This is a genomic window from Paenibacillus sp. HB172176 (assembly GCF_011947265.1).
Classification (GTDB): domain Bacteria; phylum Bacillota; class Bacilli; order Paenibacillales; family Paenibacillaceae; genus Pristimantibacillus.
Genome location: NZ_JAATHD010000006.1, coordinates 45,104 through 65,658 on the forward strand (window position 1 = coordinate 45,104; position 20,555 = coordinate 65,658).

Here is a 20,555-nt window from a genome sequence, read left to right on the forward strand (position 1 = left end):
ATCAAAATAAGCTGGAAATTAGCAATAAGCGACGATTTATTTCATGTGCTCGTTGATAAGTTAAAAATTTACACAAGCGTTGGCGCATATTGGACATTCCCAAAAGCTGCCGATTTTTTTACAATAAGCTTGTTGAAAACGCTTTCTAAAAAGGGGGGTTGACGGCGTTAGACTGGCAATCAGGCAGGCAGTATAGTCAAGATTCGCACAATAAGAGGAGGAAAATGAATGATTCAAAAAGGAAAAGGGCTTTTGAAAGGCATGACAATCTGCATCTCCATAATGCTGGTTCTCGCGCTGACATGCTCGATTGCAGCGACGCAAAACAAAGCGCATGCGGCCGGAAGCATGCGCCGCGTCATCGACAACACGCATCCGATGCTGATTATGCAATTGCTGCGCGGCTTCAATTACACAGGAGATTCCGACTTTCGAAGAGATATTAACTATTCGTGGGATATCAAGCAAGCCTGGGCGGCGCTGCCCGATGACATTAAGCCCTATGTCGTGTTCGTGCTTCATCCCGGACATTACGCCGCATGGGCGAATCAACCAAGCCTTGCGGATTCGCGCCAATGGGTCGAGGATAATTTGGCCGAGGGAGAGGATCTGAATATTCCCATGATGGTGCTCTACGGGGAACGGCCGACCAGCGGCTCGGACGGCATGACCTGGCTGGAGAGTCTGTATCAGACCTATTCCAATATGATCGGAACGGACATTTCGGAATTGGTCAGCCAGAATTCGGCTTTGCCGGGGCTGCTTGCGCTTGCCAATGAATATGGCGGTTATCATGTTCACGGCGCCATGGAAGACAACAACGTGTTTGCCAACGCGATGAAGACGCAGACCTATTACGATTCGATTGCCCAGTACAGCGACAACTTCATTCCCACCTTCAAGATGGTGCATAAAAACTATGATTATGTCAATTCGGAAGCGCTTGGCTTGTGGATGGCCGGAGCGGCCGGTCATTGGGGGCCTTACTATGACAGCTGGCCGTATCCTGCCAGCAATGTTTTCGGCAATTCCTCGAATGGCGGAGGTCCCCGCACAACGAGAGGGGTCCCGGAGACGCTTTACAGCATGCATATGCTGGACAGCTACTTGCACGGCGCTACCGTTTACCAGCTTGAGAATCAATTGGACATTCCAACGGTGAACAATTTGTATACGCCGTTGTTCTACGAATCCATCCTGCCCGCATTCCGTTATATTATTTCGCATCCAATTCCTACAAAGGCAGAGGTTATCGCCAAAACCGAGGTTGCCTTCGATGCATCCGCGGGCACGATGACGGAGCTGGACGATACGCGAACATGGGGCGGCGTTCAGAATCAAACATCCTTCTTCAAGGGATTGTACGAGCGGCAACCCGACGCGAATTCGAACTCCGGCCTCTGGTATTGGCTGCGAACGACAGGACGGTACGGCATGATTCCGCAAATTCCGAAATACGCGCCAACGAGCGTACTGGCGCAATTCCCCAATGTCATGGACTTGACAAGCTATAATGCCAATTATACGAACGAGGCGACCAAAAAGGCCTACTTCGACACGCTATATTCGTCTGTGTATTCGGGAGATGCCTTTGCGGAGAAAAACAACAATGATTGGCTTGTTTATAATACCCATTACACATCGAACACGAACGAGAGCGCGACTCTTCCTCTTACAGGCGGATCTTATTTCAGTCAATTGGCGTTCACGACGCTTACGCCGCATACCTGGGCCATGATTGACGATAATGGATCTTCGATGGATATTCTGCTAAACAATTATCGATCCGATCATCAGCAGGATCTCTATGTGCCTTCCGGGTCGCGAAGCTTCGAATATCTGGACTATTATAACGCTTACAGCTATGCCATGGAGCCGAATGACACGACGCTGAGGGAGACGGTAATCGAGGTGTCGGCAACGAGCAAGCCGACGATTACGATTGGCGGTTATGACGGCCATTATTCGTATACCGAGAGCTGGGACGCCGTCTCCATGACGGATACCATTACCGTTAATCATAACGGACCTGTACGGCTGATTCTGTCAAGCAGCGCAAGCGATGCGCTCTACTGGACAAGAACGGATGATTTGGACAGCTCCATACTGTACGCAGGCGCTTGGACGAGCGGCACTTCAACGGGCAATTATCAGTCCAGCTATACCTCGACCTCTCAAGCCGGAGACACGGCCTCCTATTCCTTCTTCGGGACGGCAGTGGAGTGGATTGCGAATATCGGACCAAGCGGAGGCGCGGCGGATGTCTATATCGACGGCGTTCTGGATGCCTCCTCCCTAAGCACGAACGCCGCTTCGGCAAGCAACGGCCAGGTTGTGTACAGGAAATCGGGTTTAACGAACAGCTATCATACCATTACCATCGAGAACAAGACGGGCACGATCGGCATCGACCGCTTCTCCTACATCCCGGCGAAGCTGCAACTATCGAACAGCATCAGCTTCAATGATTTCAGCTATGGCAGCGCCGCTGCGGATCAGGATACGAATCAGGGCTCCAATCATTGGACCATCCAGGACGGGCAGATGAAAATTATTCCATATGATTCCCCATGGACAAGCGATGTGCCTGTCTATATGACCAAGCAGAGCTATACCGGGGACATGACATACGAGGTGAAGCTGAACTCCTTGGCCGGCACGGCCGCAAGAGCGATGTTCCGCGCCAATCCGGCTGCAAGAACGGGCTATTCGCTCATGCTGGACCCGCTTGGCGACAATCCGTACAATGACGGCTCGGCAAGCCTGAAGCTGTACAAGAATGATTCAACGCTTCTTGCAACGAGCAATCCAACGCTTGCGATCAATCAGCAATATGATGTGAAAATCGTCATCAGCGGCACCACCATACAATGTTATGTGGATGGCAATTTGTATATCACGGCGACAGATTCATCCTATTCGTCGGGCATGGTGGGCGTGAAGGTCGAGACGAACTACGGTTCTGCGTCGGAGGAGGCGGTTCTGGTCGATGACGCTTCGGTTACGCAGAGCGGAACGATCGTATACAGCACGGATTTCAGCAGTTGGAGCGCAGCGTCGGACTGGGTGGGCGAAGGGGCGTTGGCGTTCGACGATTGGCCGGAGCGAACAAGCTTCGATTTTCCATGGCTGTGGAGCGTCTCCAGCGGATCGTGGAATGTGCTGAATGACGATACGAAGCTGACGGGCGGCACTAACGGTGTGTATAATGTCACGGCGGCTGCAAGCGCGGAAAGCTTCTCGATTGCAGGAAGTCCCTCCTGGTCCGATTACAGCTATAAGACGATGCTGAAATTCAAGTCGGGAAGCCTGTATGATGCGGGAATGCTTATCCGGGTAAGCGATGCGGACAATCTGTATAAGGTCGGCGTAACGACGAACGGAACGACGGGCACCGTCTCGCTGAAGAAGAAGGTGAGCGGCGTTTGGACAACGCTGGCCTCCACGAGTCGAACGATTCCTGTAGAGAAGTGGATTTCATTCGGCGTGGAAGCGATTGGCGAGCATTTCAACGTAAGCATGAACGGACAACGCATTTTGAGCGCGTCCGACGATACCTTCTCATCCGGCTCTGTCGGATTGTCGGCCTACAATGGAACGAAGGTGCAATTCGACGATGCCTGGATTGCCCAATTAACCTCATCCGCCGTGCCGGTGACAATTGACGATCGCGATGCCCTGGTATCCTATACTGGAGCCTGGTCTGCGTATGCCAGCACATTGGATTATGCCGGTACGGAAACGGCGAGCCGCGCCGCGGGAGCCTATGCCGAATTTTCGTTTACCGGGACGAGCATTTCGTATATTGGCATGAAGCAGCACAACATGGGGTATGTGGATGTATACGTAGACGGGACGCTTGCAGCGCAAAATATTGATTGCTACGCCGCTTCGACCACGAAGCAAGTGGTGCTGTTCAGCCAGTCCAGCCTCACCTACGGAAGTCATACCATTAGGGTCGTTGTTAACGGTACCAAGAATGCGTCCGCTTCCGATTATTACGGAGCAATTGATGCATTTGTTTATCATTAATGGAAGGATCGGAGGGCAGTAAACATATCAAAATCGGATATAAATGAGCAAGATTGTGCCTATTCAGTGCAAATCTCGCATGATACAGTAGATAGATGGATTGGATTGCTCATAATTCGTCCACTATCAATGGGAAAGCGGTGTTGGCATGAAGCTATCATATCAGAATGCAGCTCAAGCCTGGACGGATGCTCTGCCCGTCGGCAACGGCCGATTAGGCGCAATGATATTCAGCGGAGTCGAGACGGAAAGACTGCAGTTAAATGAAGAAACGTTGTGGTCGGGAAAGCCGCGCGATTGGCATAATCCGAAAGCGAGCGAGGCGCTTCGGCAAGTTCGTGAAAGCGTCAATCAGGGACGTTATCAAGAAGCGGACAAGCTTGCGCGGGGGTTGATGGGGCCTTATACAGAGTCCTATCTTCCTTTCGGGGATTTGTATATTCAATTCGAGCACGGGAATGCGGCCAAGAACTACAATCGGGAGTTGTCTCTGAACGAAGCAACGGTTTCGACGGCATTTTCGATTGGCGAAGTTGTCTATCGCCGCGAGGTTTTCGCGTCTTACCCGGATAATGTAATCGTAGTGAGGCTGGAAGCCTCTCAGCCGGGCATGCTTTCCTTGCGAGCATGGCTTCAAAGCCCGCTGCGACATCAGATCATTGCGCTTGATCATCAAATCTTGCTGGAGGGACAAGCTCCCGAGCATGTTGCGCCAAGCTATTACGCGGATTCGAACCCGATTCAATATAGCGCTGAAGTGAACGCCGAAGCGATGCGATTCGCCGGTCTGCTGGCGGCCAGACATGATGGAGGAACGTTGAGCGCTGAAGCGAACGGTCTGCATATTCATGAAGCAACCTCGGTGACGCTTATCTTTGCGGCATCGACAACCTTTGCGGGCATTGGGGCTAAGCCGGGACGCGACCTGCGTCAAGCCGTGAATGCCGTTACCGCTACGATGGAAGCGGCGCTTAAGCGAACGGAAGCCGAGCTGCGGGAGCGGCATCTTGCGGATTACAAGGCGCTGTTCGATCGGGTAGTTCTGAAGCTGGGTCCGGATCTTGCGGTTAATGAGAATGGAAGGGAAGTCTCGTCGACGGATCTTAGAATTAGGGAAGGCGGAGGCGGAGATCCAGCGCTTGTAGAGCTTCTGTTCCAATATGGACGTTATCTGATGATTGCGAGCTCCCGCAAGGGGGGCCTGCCTGCAAACCTGCAAGGCATCTGGAATGAAAGCACGAGACCGCCATGGAGCAGCAACTGGACGCTTAATATTAATGCGGAGATGAACTATTGGCCTGCGGAAACCTGTCATTTGGCCGAGTGTCACGAGCCTCTTCTGGCGTTAATCGGCGTATTGGCCGAGAATGGCAAAGAAACAGCCCGTCGCCATTATGATGCTAACGGCTGGGTCGCCCATCATAATACCGATGTATGGGGACAGACCTCTGCGGTAGGGGAATATGGACGCCATGGCGACGCGGTATGGGCGTTTTGGCCGATGGGAGGCGTTTGGCTTTGTCAGCATTTATGGGAGCATTACGCCTTTAACGGCAATCAGGCGTTTCTAAGAGATACCGCCTATCCGATTATGAAGGAGGCCGCTTTGTTTTGCCTGGATTGGTTGATAGAGGACGAAGATGGAAGGCTCGTCACTTCGCCATCAACCTCGCCTGAACATAAATTCCATGCGGACGACGGGCTGGCGGGTATTAGCAAAGCCTCGACCATGGATATGTCCCTGATCTGGGATTTGTTCACGAATGTGACGGAAGCTTCAGCCATTCTGGATTGCGATGGGGAATTCCGCAAGGAAATCGCAGAGAAGCGTGACAGATTGCTGCCGTTCAAGGTGGGGCGCTATGACCAAATTCAAGAGTGGTTCGAAGATTTCGAGGATGAGGACATCCATCATCGTCATGTTTCGCATTTGTTCGGCTTGTACCCGGGTCGCCAGTTGACGGAGCAATCGGCAGCCGAGCTGATCTCGGCTGCGAAGCAAACGCTTGAGCGGCGTGGAGACGACGGCACAGGCTGGAGCCTGGGATGGAAGATCGGACTATGGGCGCGATTGGGAGACGGGAACCGGGCTCTTAAGCTGGTTGGCGACATGCTGAGGCTGGTGCGGGCCGATGAAGCGGGCAACTACCATCATGGCGGTGTTTATGCCAATTTGTTTTGCGCCCATCCCCCGTTTCAAATTGACGGGAACTTCGCGGCTACCTCGGGCATTGCGGAGATGCTGCTGCAATCGCATCAAGGTTTTCTGGAGATGCTTCCTGCTCTTCCCGAGGCATGGTCGGAAGGAAGCGTATCGGGCTTGCGGGCGAGAGGCGGCTTCACGGTCGATATGCGTTGGAAGGAAGGGTTATTGCAGGAGGCTTTCTTGACACCCGATCATGACGGGCCGTGCTTGCTGCGATTGCCTGAGGGCATGTCGGTGTTCGACCAAGAAGGGGAGCCTTCCTCTTGCTCAAGCGCCAGTGGAGTGATGGAGCTATTCGCCCGTTCGGGGAAAACGTACGGGATAAAGAGGAGTTAATATCGTTTTATGATAGGGGACGCCAGGAGGCGTCTTCTTTTTTTGCATTCGAGGAGATTGCTGATTCTTTCCTTATTACCTTATTGCAGGTCTTGGAAAAGGACAGTGTTTTCTGTGAAATGAACCGTTTTCATAAAATGTATGCGCTTTTATAATGAGAATCAAGAGATCGCAGCAAAGCACATTTAGAAGCAATAAACAGAAAGGAGGGCGATTCCCATTCAGAAATCTGCAGCTCTAAAGCAATTCAAAAGACAGTTGCCCTTCCAGGTATTCGTATGGGTCGGATTGATGTTCTTGCTTATATTCAGCTATATTCCGATGTTCGGCATTATTATTGCCTTCAAGAATTATAAGCTGTCAACCGGCATTAGCGGCATCTTCAGCAGTTCTTGGGCAGGCTTGTCGCATTTCAAGGAACTCATCAATGATTATAATTTTCCAACGCTGGTTCGCAATACATTGGTGCTCAGTCTGTTAAAGGTCATATTCTCGTACCCGATTCCGATTCTGTTTGCGATTATGCTAAGCGAAGTCAGGCATGTATTCATGAAACGCTTTGTACAGACAGTCAGTTATTTGCCTCATTTCATTTCCTGGGTTGTTGTTACCGGCATTTCCTATGCGTTCTTCTCGACAAGCTTCGGCATTGTCAATGATTTTCTATTATCCATTCATCTGATTAAGGAGCCGCTTGATATCTTGACGAATCCGGATGCGTTCTGGGGACTGGCTGTTTCAACGGCGATTTGGAAGGAAGCGGGCTGGTGGACGATCATTTTCCTGGCAGCGCTTGCGGGTATTGATCCATCCCTGTATGAAGCGGCCGAGATGGACGGGGCAGGCAGGCTCAAACGAATTATTCACATTACCTTGCCAGGGCTCAAGAGCGCAAGCATCGTAGTTTTGATTCTTACAATTGGCAGCATGCTCGGCGGAGGCCTGGTAGGCTCGAATTTCGAGCAATCCATGCTGCTCGGCAACACGATTAACAGCGAGAAGTCGCAGATCATTCAAACCTATGCCTTTAACATCGGCTTGGCGCAAGGAAGATTCTCGTTTGCTATGGCCATTGATCTGATGCAATCGATCATATCCGTCATTCTTATATTCAGCAGCAATACGATAGCCAAGCGTGTGTCCGGAAGCGGATTATTCTAACGAAAATGAATGATGAGAGTGGTGAGCAGTCATGCGCAGAAGAAAAACGCTGGAGGATCGGGTGATGGACATGATCATCACAATTATCCTCAGCATGGTGGTATTCGGAACGCTGTATCCGTTCTATTATATTCTGTTGATTACTTTTAATGAAGGAACAGATACCGCGGCAGGAGGCATGTATTTGTGGCCAAGGCATTTCACCTTCGGCAACTATCTCTATTTCCTTAAGGATCCGAAGTGGATTAACGCATTTGGCATTTCGCTGTTAAGGACGCTTGTCGGAACGATGCTTGGCGTGCTGTTCACCGGCCTTGTCGCCTATGGGCTTGCCAAGCGGGATCTGATCTTCCGCAAGAGTTACTTTACGATCGTCATTATTGCGATGAATTTCTCTGGCGGCTTAATTGCCTTCTACATGGTGCTGAAGAGCATCGGACTTATTAATACGTTTGGCGTATATGTCGTTCCGGGTATGCTAAACCTATTCTTCCTGCTAATTGCAATCGCTTTCTACTCTGAAATTCCGGAGGAGCTAGGTGAGTCGGCCAGAATGGACGGCGCTTCGGAGTTGAGAATTTTCGCCAGAATTATTATTCCGGTTTCGATGCCGCTGCTTGCGACAATGAGCTTGTTCATTGGGTCGGGCCAATGGAATGCCTGGCTGGATTCGGCTTATTTCGTGCAAGACGAAGGTCTTCGAACGCTTACCTATCGCATGATGCAGGTTGTTAATCAATCCATGGTGCCTTCGGGAGATGCCCAGGCTGCGGCGATGTCGCGTACGAGCGTAACGCCGTTCTCGGTTCAAGCGACCGCGATGATTGTATCCATCGTACCTATTCTGGGCGTATACCCTTTTTTGCAGAAATATTTTGTCTCCGGCATGATGCTGGGTTCAGTCAAAGGATGATGAGGTTTTTCGGAGGCCGCTTCCTTATTCGAGCCGGCAGCCTTAAAATAAGACTATTAAAGTTGGGGGAATGGCAATGAATAAGCGCTATAAGCTTCTTGCAGTCATGATTACAGTATTTTTATTGGCGGGGGGGTTATTATCGGCATGCAGCAACAACAGCAATAGCGGCAACAGCGGTAATAACGGGACGGCAAGCACGAACAATGGAACAACAGAAGAGAATTCTGGAACCGACGAAGGCTCCAAGGATCCCGTTGAATTGACGATGTTCGTAGACGCCACGTGGTATCCATTCCAGGATTGGACGGGAGAAATACCGGAGATGATCACGAAAGCGACCGGCGTGAAGCCGAAAGTAACGGTTGCGACAGATGATAAGCAGCTTGCTCTAATGGTAGCTTCGGGAGATTTGCCGGATATTGTGGTTTCCTTTAACTTCAAGCTGATGTCGGACGGCAACATCAGTCTCCCTTATAATGAAATTTTCCCGAAATACGCGCCGGACGTGAAGTTTGATCCTGTCAAGGAGCTTGTGAATACGGTCAGCGACGGCAACTATTATGCGATCAGGAATGATTTCTCCACCGAATCCGAGTGGAAAGATAATCCATACGCTCATATGATGGTGCCAGGGCTGACGCTTCGCAAGGATATTTTGGAGGAGATGGGAAATCCTGAAATAAAGTCGCTTGCGGATTTGGACAATCTATTCGCAGCCGTTAAGGAAAAGCATCCGGACATGACGCCGCTTATTCTGAATCCGAATTGGCAAAGACCTTACTTCGATACACAATTCGGAGCAGTGGGCGGATTCGCGGATAAGGATGGCAAGATTGAATATTATCTCAGACAAGACGCCACGAAGCAATCCATGCTGTACATGAACAGCTTGTACCGCAACGGCTATGTGACTTCAGAGAATTTCGCCTACAAGAATGAAACGGAGACGGAGCAAATGATGGTTTCCGGCAAAGGCTTTGGTTATACATGGACCTATTCGGGAGCCGATCGTCTGAATGCGGAATCCGATTACGATTTTATCCAGCTTGCCGAGCCGCTGAGCGATGACGCTTCTGTGGTTAGCACGGGAACTGGCGGACTTGGCATGTATGTGACGAAGGATAACAAAGATGTGGAAGCGACTGTGAAATTCCTGGAATATCTGTACTCGGAAGAAGGCTGGAGATTAGCCGAATGGGGAATCGAAGGCGAAGACTGGACATGGAATGACGCCGGCTATCCGGAATTCAATTATAATGTTCAGGATTTGGAAACACTGAAAGAGAAAGGCGTTTATTGGTGGGGTGTGCCGACAGAGACAGGCGTCGGCATGGCGCTGGGATCCTTCAAGGAAGGCTCGGAAACGACTCGCCAAGGCGAAGAGTATTCCAAGATTACGAGCTTTAACCCGGCTATTGGCATGATTAATCCGGAAACGGATTCTCCCGAACAAATTATTCGCACGAACATTGACAATATGGTGAAGACGGAGGTTACGAAGGTATATCTGGCACCGACAGAAGCTGAAGCGGAGAAGGCGTACGAGGATATGCTGGAGAAAGCCGAGAAGATCGGAATGGCGAAGCTTGAGGCATGGGCCACCGAGCAATATGGTCCTCTGAAGGAGAAGTACGATAGCTTGACGAAATAAGATTTCGTTTATAAGCTCATAGGGAAGGCTTGCCGCAAGGCTGCTTTTCCTATGAGCTATATTGCATTTAGTTTGCGAGTCACCGGGGAGAATGAAGCTTATGCGAATGAGTACAAAAATGGTTGTTGGCTATCTTTTTCTTATCGTTCTGCCGTTTCTTATCTTCTCAGCGTTTGTCTATAATCAGCTTTATGGACGACTGGTTAGTCAGTATCAACTGACGAATCAGCAAAATATGGAGCAACAGGGAACAAATCTGGAGGCCAGACTGTCCAAGATTGAATCCTTATATTCCATCTATCAGAACAATTCTGCGCTTCTCGACTTCCTGAGAGGGGATTATGTGTATGACAGAGATCTCATCTTCTCGTATTTGAAGGAGATCAGTCCCGCGTTCGCCTTCGCGTCGCTTGGAGAGCCGATGGTTGAACAGCTCGTCGTGTATCCCAAAATCCAGGACAGGCTGTTGTCCTTGAAGGAATTCGCAGATTACTCGGAGCTGGAGGGCAGGCTGAGCGCTGAGGAGAAGGCGGAGCTTCTGCCGGCAAGAGGGCTATGGAAGAAAACAACCAACACGGATTCGGAGCCATCTCTGGTGTACTATCACAAGCTTTATAGCGAAACCTATACTAGCGAACTTGGCATTGTCGAGATTACAGTGAAATCAACCATTATCGATGAACTTATGAAAGCGCTTAGCGTCATTCATCCGAAGAATACCGTTATTCTGTTGAATGAGGAGGGTACTGTATTCAGCTCCATGAGGGAGACTCAGATAAGCTCGGATTTACTGCGGAAGATAGAAGTCGCTGTCTTGAACAAGCAAGAGGATACTTTTCTTGTGGATGATGAGAAGCTGATGGTCAATTCGGCAGTAGTCCCCCGATTAGGCTTGACTATTATTGAAATCAATAAACAAGATACCTTGTTCCAATTTGTAAAGACGAAGCTCTGGCTCGCAGCAGTCGGCATTGTACTTCTCGGCGTGCTCAGCCTGTTTTATTATTTGTTGTTGTCATCGCTTACCAAACGGATTTTGTTATTATCCCGACATATGCGCAAAGTCGGCCTGGATGATATGGGCACCCCTTACTCGGGAAAGATAGGCAAGGATGAAATCGGATTTCTCTTGTTGAATTACAATGCGATGATCAGGCGAATCGATGAACTCGTCAATCGTGTGCAGAAGGTCGAGCTGCTGAAGAAGGATGCGGATTTTAAAATGCTGCAAGCTCAGATTCAACCTCATTTCCTGTACAATACTCTGGAGACGATGCGAATGCTTGCCAGATCGAATAAGGATTATAAGGTCGCCGACATGGCTTATTCTCTCGGGAATTTGCTTCGGTACAGCTTGACGCAAACAAATGATACGACGCTTCAAGAGGAATTGGAGCATGTCAAGGCTTATATTGCCATTCATCAGATACGGATAAGGGAGCTTCACTTCGACCTCGAAGTGGAGGAAGCGCTGCTCTCGCTTCGCTGTCCAAGATTTATCTTGCAGCCGCTTCTGGAGAACAGTATGATTCACGGGCTTGCGAACCTGCGCGGGCAGAAACGAATAGCGATTCGATTCAAGAGAGTGCAGGAAAGTATTGAAATTCAAGTGATGGATAACGGCGAAGGCATTCCGGAGCCGAAGCTTTCGAATCTTCGTATGAAATTATCAGGGGGGAGCTTAAACGATATTCGATTTTCGACCGGAACGGGCATCGGTCTTGGCAATGTCGTTGAGCGTGTCAAAGCTTATTACGGCCATTCGTCCACAATGCTTGTTGAAAGCGGCGCGGGCCAAGGAACAACGTTCACCCTTATTCTTCGGAAGGAGGAGGAGATTCACCATGTTGAAGCTGATGATCGTGGATGATGAGCCCATTATCCTGGAGGGCATTCGAGATATGATTGTGGAAGAAAATACGCCATTCGAAAAAATGATATTGGCTTATGACGGTATTGATGCCTTGGAGAAAATCGACTTCTTCCAGCCTGATCTTATTATTACGGATATTCATATGCCGGGAATCGACGGGCTTGAATTCATTAAGCAGGCGCAGCTTAAAAAGGTGAAGCGATTCATTATTTTAACCGGGCATGATGTGTTTGAATACGCGAGAAAAGCGATTCATCTTCAGGTTGTCGATTATATGCTCAAGCCCGTCAACCAGCGCGAGCTCGCTGAGCTTCTCAAGAAAGTCGCCTTGACTTTAATAGAGGAAAAGCAGCATAGCGCAGAGTCTTCCGGATTGAGCGATTCTGCAGCTTCGCAACAAAACGAGAATATATCGCTTATGATGGCCTATATTGAAACGAACTTTATGAAGGATATTTCCTTGCCTGATATAGCCGCCAATCTGAACCTTCATCCGAGCTACGTGGGGCAAATGTTCAAGCGGGAAACAGGCCATACCTTTGTTAAATATGTAAACGAACTACGGATTGAAAAAGCGAAAAAGCTGCTAGAGGGGACGAAGGATATCCCGCTTGATAAAATTGCAAAATGCGTTGGCTATGACAACAGCCGTACTTTTTATAAGATTTTTCGCAAGTCGGTAGGTGTAACTCCAGGGGAGTACAGGAAATCGGGCGACCAGAAATAAAAACACGTTCTTTCTTTTTGTTGCAAAAATAGGTTACTTCTGAACACAAATTAGATAATTCTCAGGCTCTCTTTGAGGGCTTTATTTCGGTATGATCAATTCCATGAAGCCTTTCATTAATCTATGCCAGGAGTGTGTTCTATGACCAGTGCAGAAACAGAATTGGAAGCAGGATTTTCAAGCCGCAGCCAAGACCTTGACGTATTCCGGGGATTTGTCAATCCTCCTGCAGGTTACGGAGAAGTGGCTTTCTATTGGTGGGTAGGCGAGCCCCTCACGAAGGAGAGATTGACCTGGCAACTGGAGCAACTGAAAGATCATCATATCTCCGGCTTGCAAATTAATTATGGACACAGCGATGAGGGAGGAGACGCATGGGGGCTGACCTATCCAAGCGATCCTCCGTTGTTTTCGGAAGCGTGGTGGGAGCTGTTCGCCTGGTTTGCTGAGAAAGCCGGCACATACGGCATCGCGGTCAGTCTGAGCGACTATACGTTATGCGGACCTGGACAAGGATGGTATACGGATGAGATTCGAGCGCGCAAGCCGGATATTACGGGAACGAATCTTGCGCATTTGGACTGGCTTATGGAGAAAGAGGCAATGCAAGTCGAGAGACAGCTTCCAACAGACGTGATTTCGGCTGGCGCTTTCTTGACGGAAACTGATGAACAGTCGAAGAAATGGATAAATCTGATTCCCTTTATCCATCATGGGAAGCTGCTATGGGACAAGCCGGACGGCAGCTGGCATATATCGATTGTCTATGCGGAGCATAAGCCGCGATCCATCGATCCGATGCATCCGGATAGCGGTGTGATGGTCATAGAGCATTTTTTTGCGCGCTTCGAGGAGCGGCTGTCAGGAATAGACAATGCCAAGCTAGGCTTCTTCTTCTCTGATGAGCTGGAATTCGGCATTCGTGGGAAGCTGTGGAACGACAGGTTCCGAGAAGCGTTTATGAGTCGCAAGGGCTATGACATCGTGGATGAGCTTTCGGCTCTGTTCATCGATATCGGGCCTCGAACGGCCAAGATCAGACTGGATTACGGAGATGTGATGGTGTCCTTGTCCGAGGAGCATTATTTCATTCCGATATTCGAGTGGCATCAGGAGCGCGGTATGATTTATGGCTGCGATCACGGCGGCAGAGGCAAGGACATTACTGAATTTGGCGACTACTTCCGCACGCAGCGCTGGAATCAAGGCCCTGGCTGCGATCAGCCCGATTTCGAGAGCGATTTGATCAAAAACAAAGTTGCCAGCTCCATCGCCCATCTATATGAGCGGCCGCGAACCTGGCTGGAAGGCTTCTATGGCACCGGATGGGGAACGACGACTTCAGATGTGACAGATGCGATATTTCGAAACTTTGTATCCGGTCATAATCTGCTGACGCTGCATGGTTTGTATTACACAACCTTCGGAGGCTGGTGGGAATGGGCACCTCCGTGCAATCATTTCCGCATGCCGTATTGGGAGCATATGGAGACGCTTCTGGCATGCACGGAGCGTCTCAGCTACCTGCTTAGTCAAGGCGTTCATGTCTGCGATGTCGCAATCGTCTATCCTGTGGCGGCTATGGAGGCAGGGCTTGACGGTGAAGCGTCGGTGAGGTCGGCCTTTGGAGTTGGCGAGCATTTGTACAAGCAAGGAATTGATTTTGATTTTATCGATTTCCAGTCTATTGAGCGTTCTTCAATAGAGGATCGCAAGCTCTGTGTTGCCGGGGAAGCGTATCGCGTCTTAATTATGCCCTCTATGCGCGCGGTGCGATATTCCATGCTGGAGAAGGCGCGAATGTTCCATGAGGCAGGCGGCATTGTCATTGCGCTTGACCGGTTGCCTGAAGCCAGCGAGCGAATGGGCGCCTTTGACTCGCTTCTGGATGATACTGTTCGTGCCTTATTCGGGTGGACGTCGATAGAGGCCGCCGTACAGGGCGGCAGTCGAGCACAAAGGAACGAGGCAGGCGGAACGGCGTATACCGCACATTCATTCGAGGAAGTTGAGGCTATTATTAATGGCGCATTTCCGCGCGACTTTGCTTGTGGGATTGAAGATGGAGACTCTGAGGTTCCTTATGTGATGCATCGCAGAATTGGCTTTCGCGATATGTACGCGATATACGGGGGAATGAACGGCTCGGAATGCTTCTTCCGAAGTCACGGCAAAATCGAGCTGTGGAATCCGTGGGATGGGACAGTCACTCGATTGGAAGCTAGCCGCATTACGGCTGAAGGTACTTATATTAAGCTGCCGCTTAGCCGAACGGAGATACAGTTAATTGTCTTCACGAACCGAAAGCAGATCCATGCAGAGGAGCGTGTGCCATGGGAGCCGAGGCTCCCGAATGAGTCCATATCTTTGCTTCAATCGATGCCATTGGATGGAGAATGGGGCTTTGAACTCCGTCCAACAATGGATAATCAATTTGGAGATTTTCGTCAACCGCCGGAGGATTCGCTCATAGGAGCGGAAGCGCGCCAGTTCCGATTCTCATATGAGGATCACAGATTGTTCAACACCGAGGAGTGGCGCAACGCTGCCTTCAATGATTTCATGTGGGAGAAGGTGACTTATGGTTACGGTCCTTATTTGTGGCAATTTGGTCCGCTCCGGCGTTCGGAAGTATCCGAGGATATGGAGAACGAATTTCTTCAGTTGAAATCAGCGCCAAGTGAATATCGTATGGAAGCGAGTGGGAGCAACTATGAATGGAGCAGATATGTCTGCTCGACGAGATACGGAATAGAGGGAGATCCTGGACATCAAGGCTATCATGGTTTAAAGGGCGAAATCACGAATGATTTCATCGCCATTGGCCGGCCATCATTCGATCTGACGGGCACGCAATATGACATGGAAGAAGACAGTATCGCCTATCTGTGGTCATCGTTTCATTCAATTGACGGTCAAAGCGTGCGATTGCGAATGGGAGGCATTCTACCGGAGAAATTATGGCTGAATGGTGAATGGATGGAGGAAATTCCCGATCAGCTTAAGGTTGAAAGAGGCGTCAATACAGTGCTGCTTCGTTATGGGCGAGCCGGGCGAGGACATGTGCTCTTCGAGAGCTTGAACGCCCCGGAGAAATGGAAGCAGCCATTGCCTCTGGCAATGACATGGCATAATAAGCCGGGAAGCATAGCCTATGATGCCTATCCTGACGCAAGCAGGCCACTAGCAGGGTGGTATCGCTTCACGGCTCCTCCAGGGCTTGAAGGCATGGAGCTTGCCGCTTTCGGGACGGTTCAGGTTTGGGTGAATGGTGTGGAATGGAAGGTTGATCAAGTGGATGCCATACGCCATGACGGTGCTGCTACGTATCAGGTAACATCCTTGGTGAAGCAGAATGAAGTTAGTCTTGCAGCCGTTCGTATTGCGTACGATACCTCGAATTATGCGGGGGCGGCACTGCCGGATCCCATACGATTGAAGTGTGGAGAAGGACTGATACAAGCTGGAGACTGGTCTGCTATCGATGGATTAACCTGTTATTCCGGAGGAGCGGTATACAGGCGCCAGCTGGAATGGGCGGTACCGGAGCGATCGCAAGAATACAGGGCAATACTTGAACTGGGAGATGTATCAGCATCTGCAGAGATCAGAGTCAATGGCCAGCATGTCCGAACTTTAGTGAGGGAGCCGTGGACTGCGGATATAGCTCCTTGGCTGCTGACGGGCGACAATGTGCTGGAAGTGTATGTATGCAACACGCTTGCCAATCATTACATGACGATTCCGACACGTTATCGAGGCGAGCTGGCCTCGGGGCTGCTCGGTCCGGTCACGCTGAACATCCTGGTTAATGAATAATGCCGATTGCGGCATGCAGCAGCTAATGATTATTTGTTGCGAGCTCTGAATTGAGTGGCGGTTATCTTGTAAAACTGCTTGAAGGAATGGCTGAATTGCTCCAGGGTCGCAAATCCGACCCTTGCGGCAATACCGCTTATCGATAGGTTCGTTGTTGTAAGAAGCTGGGCTGCGGCGCTCATGCGGGATTGTTGTTTTTTTTCCTTGAAGGAGACGCCGTATAGCTTCAGCACGATTCTCTCGGTCTGCCTGGTGCTCAGACTTAGCCTGTTCGCAAGCTCTGATAATGTAAGGGCAGCGTATTCGTATAAGAAGCTGTTTTCTATGGTAAGCAGTCTGCTGTCGTCCATCGTTTTCTCAGGCGCATGCTGCTGCGAAGGGCGGAGGTTCGAATACTGTCTAACCGTTCGGGCAACAATCATTTCTAATACATTTTTGGCCATATGATGGAAGCCGAGCGGCTTTGAGCTTAGCTCGGATGAAAGCATCTTGAACAAGGGCAACAGGTTCTCATTGTCCTGACCGATCCAGAACGGGGTGTTCACAAGCAGCTCCGACAGAGAATGGCTCGACAGACCATTGCCTTTGTCGGTGCAGGAGGAGGAATCTCCGGAGACCACCTCAAAGAAGATGCAATATTCGGCCATCGGATCTGCGGGGGCGGGAATCTGCTCGTGCAGCACCGCCGGCCCTGTCATAAACAAGGTTCCAGGCATGAGGGAATAACGTATTCCGTCAGCAATCAGAATGCCCTGGCCTTCAGGAATATAGTGGAGCTCATAGCTCCCGCGACTATGACTGTGCTCGCGCATTGTGCTGTGGAAATAGCCGAATTTCACATACAAGACATTGAGTATAAAGCCTTCAAGCGCGAGCTTGATAGCCAGATTGCCGATATCAATTGGAGGCAGACGCTCCTCTGTGTTCACTTCTGTCATAATGCGACACCTCGTTTGTGAATGTGGTCGTCTTCGTTCATTACATCTATCCGGCTGCATCGCTATAATTATAGCGAAAGCACGGCAATTAGGAAATGTGGGAGGAAGCTTATGTCACTTACTGCTGCACGAAGGTTTCAACAAGGCAACTATGCTAACAGCTACACAGAATTGCCCTTGACCGATCCGGGCTACGAATGGCGGGACGGCATGATCAGCGGCAATGGCGAGAACGGTTACATTACGTCAGGCGCGCCTTATTCGGACAGCTTTATCTTCCAGAACATGTGGTTTAACTATCCGTCCGGAGACCCGAGAACCATTCCAAGCGAGCTGACCGAGCAATTAAGCGATGCAAGGTGGAATGTATTCAACCAGAATGATCAATGGAAAATCAAGGATGAGAACGGCTCGACCCGAGTTAGAACATTCTACTACAGCTATCATCCCGGCCATCAGCTTCGATTGAATATGTCCAATAGAGGAAGCCTATCGAGCTATGAGCGCTCGACCAATTATGAAACAGCGGAGACAAGCGTGCGCTACACGGACGAATTAGGCGAGTGGAGTCGAAGCTCCTTCACCTCGCGCGCAGATCATGTTTCGATTACGAGAATAGAGCAATCGACTGCCGGCGCCAAGATAAATATGACGATTTCCATTGATGATGTGTCCAGCATGAGCCGCGCCCGCGACGGCTCCTCCGAATTATCCGCTCTTCTATACAAAAAGCTGGTAGATCCCAACGCGGACTACATTGCACAGGTCGCGCATTATCCGGCTTATGAGGGCAGCGAGCTTCGCAGAGGAGGTTATGCGGGATTAACGCAGGTTCTGGTTGTGAATGGAAGGAAGAACAGAGTGCTGCTTGAAGCAACGAATGAAGCCTTGAATGTTGGGGGGGAGCAGAACCCGGCGATTCAAATTACAGATGCAGACGCAGTGTATCTCATTACGCAATCCGATCGGACGTTCGACATGGGAGAAATCGAAGCGTTCACCGAACAAACGGTCTATGCTCTTATGGAGCAATTGCTCGATCAAACAAACAGGGTGGCGCAAAAATATGTGGATGCGGCAGGCCGTTTCAACTATGCAGCAGCTCTGGCCCCCCATGCCGATCAGCATGCTGCCGAGTTTAACGCTGTCCGCTTTTCCTTGTCGGTGAATGAACGCGATAAATATGCGGATAACCTGACTTTGATTCAAACGCAACAAGGAATGAAATCGAGCATTCATCATGCGTTTATGGAGCAAGTATACAATCAAGGGCGCTATGCGATGATCTGCTGCGGCGGCTCCAGCGCGCCTCGCTTGTACGGAATGTGGACCGGCGAGTGGAATCCGGGCTGGCGCGGCATCTACACGCTTGACGCCAACGTGAATTTGCAGGTCGCGGCCATGAATACAGGACATCTGAAGCAGGCGCAGCTTGGATATATCGCATTCTTCCTGAGAAATGCGCCGGACTTTGCTTCGAATGCCCGAATGGCGTACGGAATGCACGATGCGTTGCAGGTGTCCGTCAATTCTGACGGCGATCGGGGCATGCATGTCGAATATGATAATGATTATCCGTTCGAATACTGGAACGCCGGAGCGAGCTGGTGTTTGCTGCCCATCTATGAATACTGGCAATGCTATGGCAATGTACAGATCCCGATTGTAGAAGCGATGAGAATTCAGGAGCTGCAGCCGCTGCTCAGCGTGAATGACGGCGGACTGTCCGATGCGGAATTCGAGGCTCTACTGCGCAAGGGAGTCCTCGATTTGGAGAAGGACATCCTGCTGCCTCTTCTGACGAAGCAAGCGAATTTCTGGGAACAGATTTGCACGCCGGAATATTATACGGATAGGAACGGCAATGCGTGTCATCAAAGCGGCAAAGCATCGTTGCTTCCAGGCGAGAAGTATATCATTATCCCAACCTATTCGCCGGAGAATAACCCGATCGGCTATAACAGCACGATTACGGCTAACGCGACAATGGATATATCCGCTGCCAGGGATGGTCTCTTAATGGTCATTACGATGGAAAAGGCGGTTAAACGAGAAGGCTTTGAAAGCGCAGTCGCCAGATGGGAAGCTCTATTGGAGCTGCTGCCCGCCTATAAGTACGATACAGACGGCGCATTGCGCGAATGGGCGATGAGTGAATATACGGAGAACAATAACCACAGACATCTGAGTCATCTATATGTTGCGTGGCCTGGCTATGAAACGCAGAGCGATAAATCGCTAGGGAATGCATCAAGGCTCGCTCTGGAGAATCGCGACAAATATAATACGAAGGATGCGACGGCAGGGCATGGCTGGATGCATAAGGCGTTGGTCAGCGCACGGCTGAAGCTGGGTGAGGGCGTAGTGTCCTCGCTGCTGCCGATGATGACCGATGCCGGCTATTATCCTTCGCTCATGACGGATCATGATACGAATCGGAGAAATCATTGCTATTGCACGGACACCTCCTTCGGCGTTGTAGCCGCTGTTCATGAGGCGCTGCTGTACTCCAATACCGGAGAAATCGAAATTCTTCCAGCCTTGCCTTCTGATTGGCGGATGGGAGCCATTGACGGCTTGATGGCAAGATCGCAGATTGAGGTAGAACAATTAAATTGGGACACGGCTTCCCATACCGCGCAAGTCAAGCTTTGCTCGAATGTTGACGATAATCGCATCAGATTAAGCGCGGGCCTTCCATGGTCGAAGGCTATTGTGGACGGATGCGAGGCTGAAGCGCTCAGTGATGAGAGAGGCAAGCATATCCAGGTAACGCTAAGCAAGGGAGCAACGGTTATGATTGCATTCCTGATGAAATAAGCAACCAACCTGATCGTTCTGAACCCGCATCCTGTTGTCAGGTGCGGGTTATACATGATGAATGGTTGTATATTGA

Annotated in this window: 10 protein-coding genes; 9 read left to right on the plus strand and 1 reads right to left on the minus strand. The window is 50.2% G+C overall.

Annotated elements, in window-relative coordinates; genetic code table 11:
• Positions 1–228 precede the first annotated feature (228 nt).
• The 8 genes from HFP08_RS10460 (at position 229) to HFP08_RS10495 (ending at position 16,721) form a co-directional block, all read left to right on the plus strand.
• Complete coding sequence (locus tag HFP08_RS10460; RefSeq protein ID WP_168120552.1) at positions 229–4,032, plus strand: glycosyl hydrolase family 98 C-terminal domain-containing protein; 3,804 nt, start codon at positions 229–231, stop codon at positions 4,030–4,032.
• Between the two features lie 148 nt (positions 4,033–4,180).
• Entirely contained in the window at positions 4,181–6,574 is a 2,394-nt protein-coding gene (locus tag HFP08_RS10465; RefSeq protein WP_168120553.1) for a glycoside hydrolase family 95 protein, read from the plus strand.
• Between the two features lie 291 nt (positions 6,575–6,865).
• The gene (locus HFP08_RS10470) at positions 6,866–7,735 is read left to right on the plus strand and encodes an ABC transporter permease subunit (protein ID WP_168120554.1); all 870 of its coding nucleotides are present in this window, start codon (positions 6,866–6,868) and stop codon (positions 7,733–7,735) included.
• A 31-nt stretch (positions 7,736–7,766) separates the two neighbouring features.
• Positions 7,767–8,648 (plus strand): carbohydrate ABC transporter permease, encoded by an 882-nt coding sequence (locus tag HFP08_RS10475; RefSeq protein WP_168120555.1) that lies wholly within the window; start codon positions 7,767–7,769, stop codon positions 8,646–8,648.
• Between the two features lie 76 nt (positions 8,649–8,724).
• Positions 8,725–10,302, plus strand: a complete 1,578-nt coding sequence (locus HFP08_RS10480; RefSeq protein ID WP_168120556.1) for an extracellular solute-binding protein — start codon at positions 8,725–8,727, stop codon at positions 10,300–10,302.
• Positions 10,303–10,402: 100 nt separating this feature from the next.
• The gene (locus HFP08_RS10485) at positions 10,403–12,172 is read left to right on the plus strand and encodes a sensor histidine kinase (RefSeq protein ID WP_168120557.1); all 1,770 of its coding nucleotides are present in this window, start codon (positions 10,403–10,405) and stop codon (positions 12,170–12,172) included.
• Positions 12,147–12,902 carry a response regulator transcription factor gene (locus HFP08_RS10490; protein ID WP_168120558.1) on the plus strand — a complete coding sequence of 252 codons (756 nt, stop codon included), beginning with the start codon at positions 12,147–12,149 and terminating at the stop codon, positions 12,900–12,902. Before HFP08_RS10485 ends, HFP08_RS10490 begins: the two co-directional genes overlap by 26 nt.
• 141 nt (positions 12,903–13,043) lie before the next feature.
• Positions 13,044–16,721 (plus strand): glycosyl hydrolase, encoded by a 3,678-nt coding sequence (locus HFP08_RS10495; protein ID WP_168120559.1) that lies wholly within the window; start codon positions 13,044–13,046, stop codon positions 16,719–16,721.
• A 29-nt stretch (positions 16,722–16,750) separates the two neighbouring features.
• Here HFP08_RS10495 and HFP08_RS10500 read toward each other — a convergent pair whose 3' ends face one another.
• Positions 16,751–17,659 carry an AraC family transcriptional regulator gene (locus HFP08_RS10500; RefSeq protein WP_168120560.1) on the minus strand — a complete coding sequence of 303 codons (909 nt, stop codon included), beginning with the start codon at positions 17,657–17,659 and terminating at the stop codon, positions 16,751–16,753.
• Positions 17,660–17,770: 111 nt separating this feature from the next.
• On the opposite strand from HFP08_RS10500, the gene HFP08_RS10505 reads away from it, so the two are divergent.
• Positions 17,771–20,479 carry a glycosyl hydrolase family 95 catalytic domain-containing protein gene (locus HFP08_RS10505; protein ID WP_168120561.1) on the plus strand — a complete coding sequence of 903 codons (2,709 nt, stop codon included), beginning with the start codon at positions 17,771–17,773 and terminating at the stop codon, positions 20,477–20,479.
• Positions 20,480–20,555 lie beyond the last annotated feature (76 nt).

Coding starts and splice junctions, on each gene's coding strand:
- HFP08_RS10465 (WP_168120553.1), top strand. CDS start 4,181: ATGAAGCTATCATATCAGAATGCAGCTCAAGCCTGGACGGATGCTCTG.
- HFP08_RS10505 (WP_168120561.1), top strand. CDS start 17,771: ATGTCACTTACTGCTGCACGAAGGTTTCAACAAGGCAACTATGCTAAC.
- HFP08_RS10460 (WP_168120552.1), top strand. CDS start 229: ATGATTCAAAAAGGAAAAGGGCTTTTGAAAGGCATGACAATCTGCATC.
- HFP08_RS10500 (WP_168120560.1), bottom strand. CDS start 17,659: ATGACAGAAGTGAACACAGAGGAGCGTCTGCCTCCAATTGATATCGGC.
- HFP08_RS10480 (WP_168120556.1), top strand. CDS start 8,725: ATGAATAAGCGCTATAAGCTTCTTGCAGTCATGATTACAGTATTTTTA.
- HFP08_RS10490 (WP_168120558.1), top strand. CDS start 12,147: ATGTTGAAGCTGATGATCGTGGATGATGAGCCCATTATCCTGGAGGGC.
- HFP08_RS10470 (WP_168120554.1), top strand. CDS start 6,866: ATGTTCTTGCTTATATTCAGCTATATTCCGATGTTCGGCATTATTATT.
- HFP08_RS10495 (WP_168120559.1), top strand. CDS start 13,044: ATGACCAGTGCAGAAACAGAATTGGAAGCAGGATTTTCAAGCCGCAGC.
- HFP08_RS10485 (WP_168120557.1), top strand. CDS start 10,403: ATGCGAATGAGTACAAAAATGGTTGTTGGCTATCTTTTTCTTATCGTT.
- HFP08_RS10475 (WP_168120555.1), top strand. CDS start 7,767: ATGCGCAGAAGAAAAACGCTGGAGGATCGGGTGATGGACATGATCATC.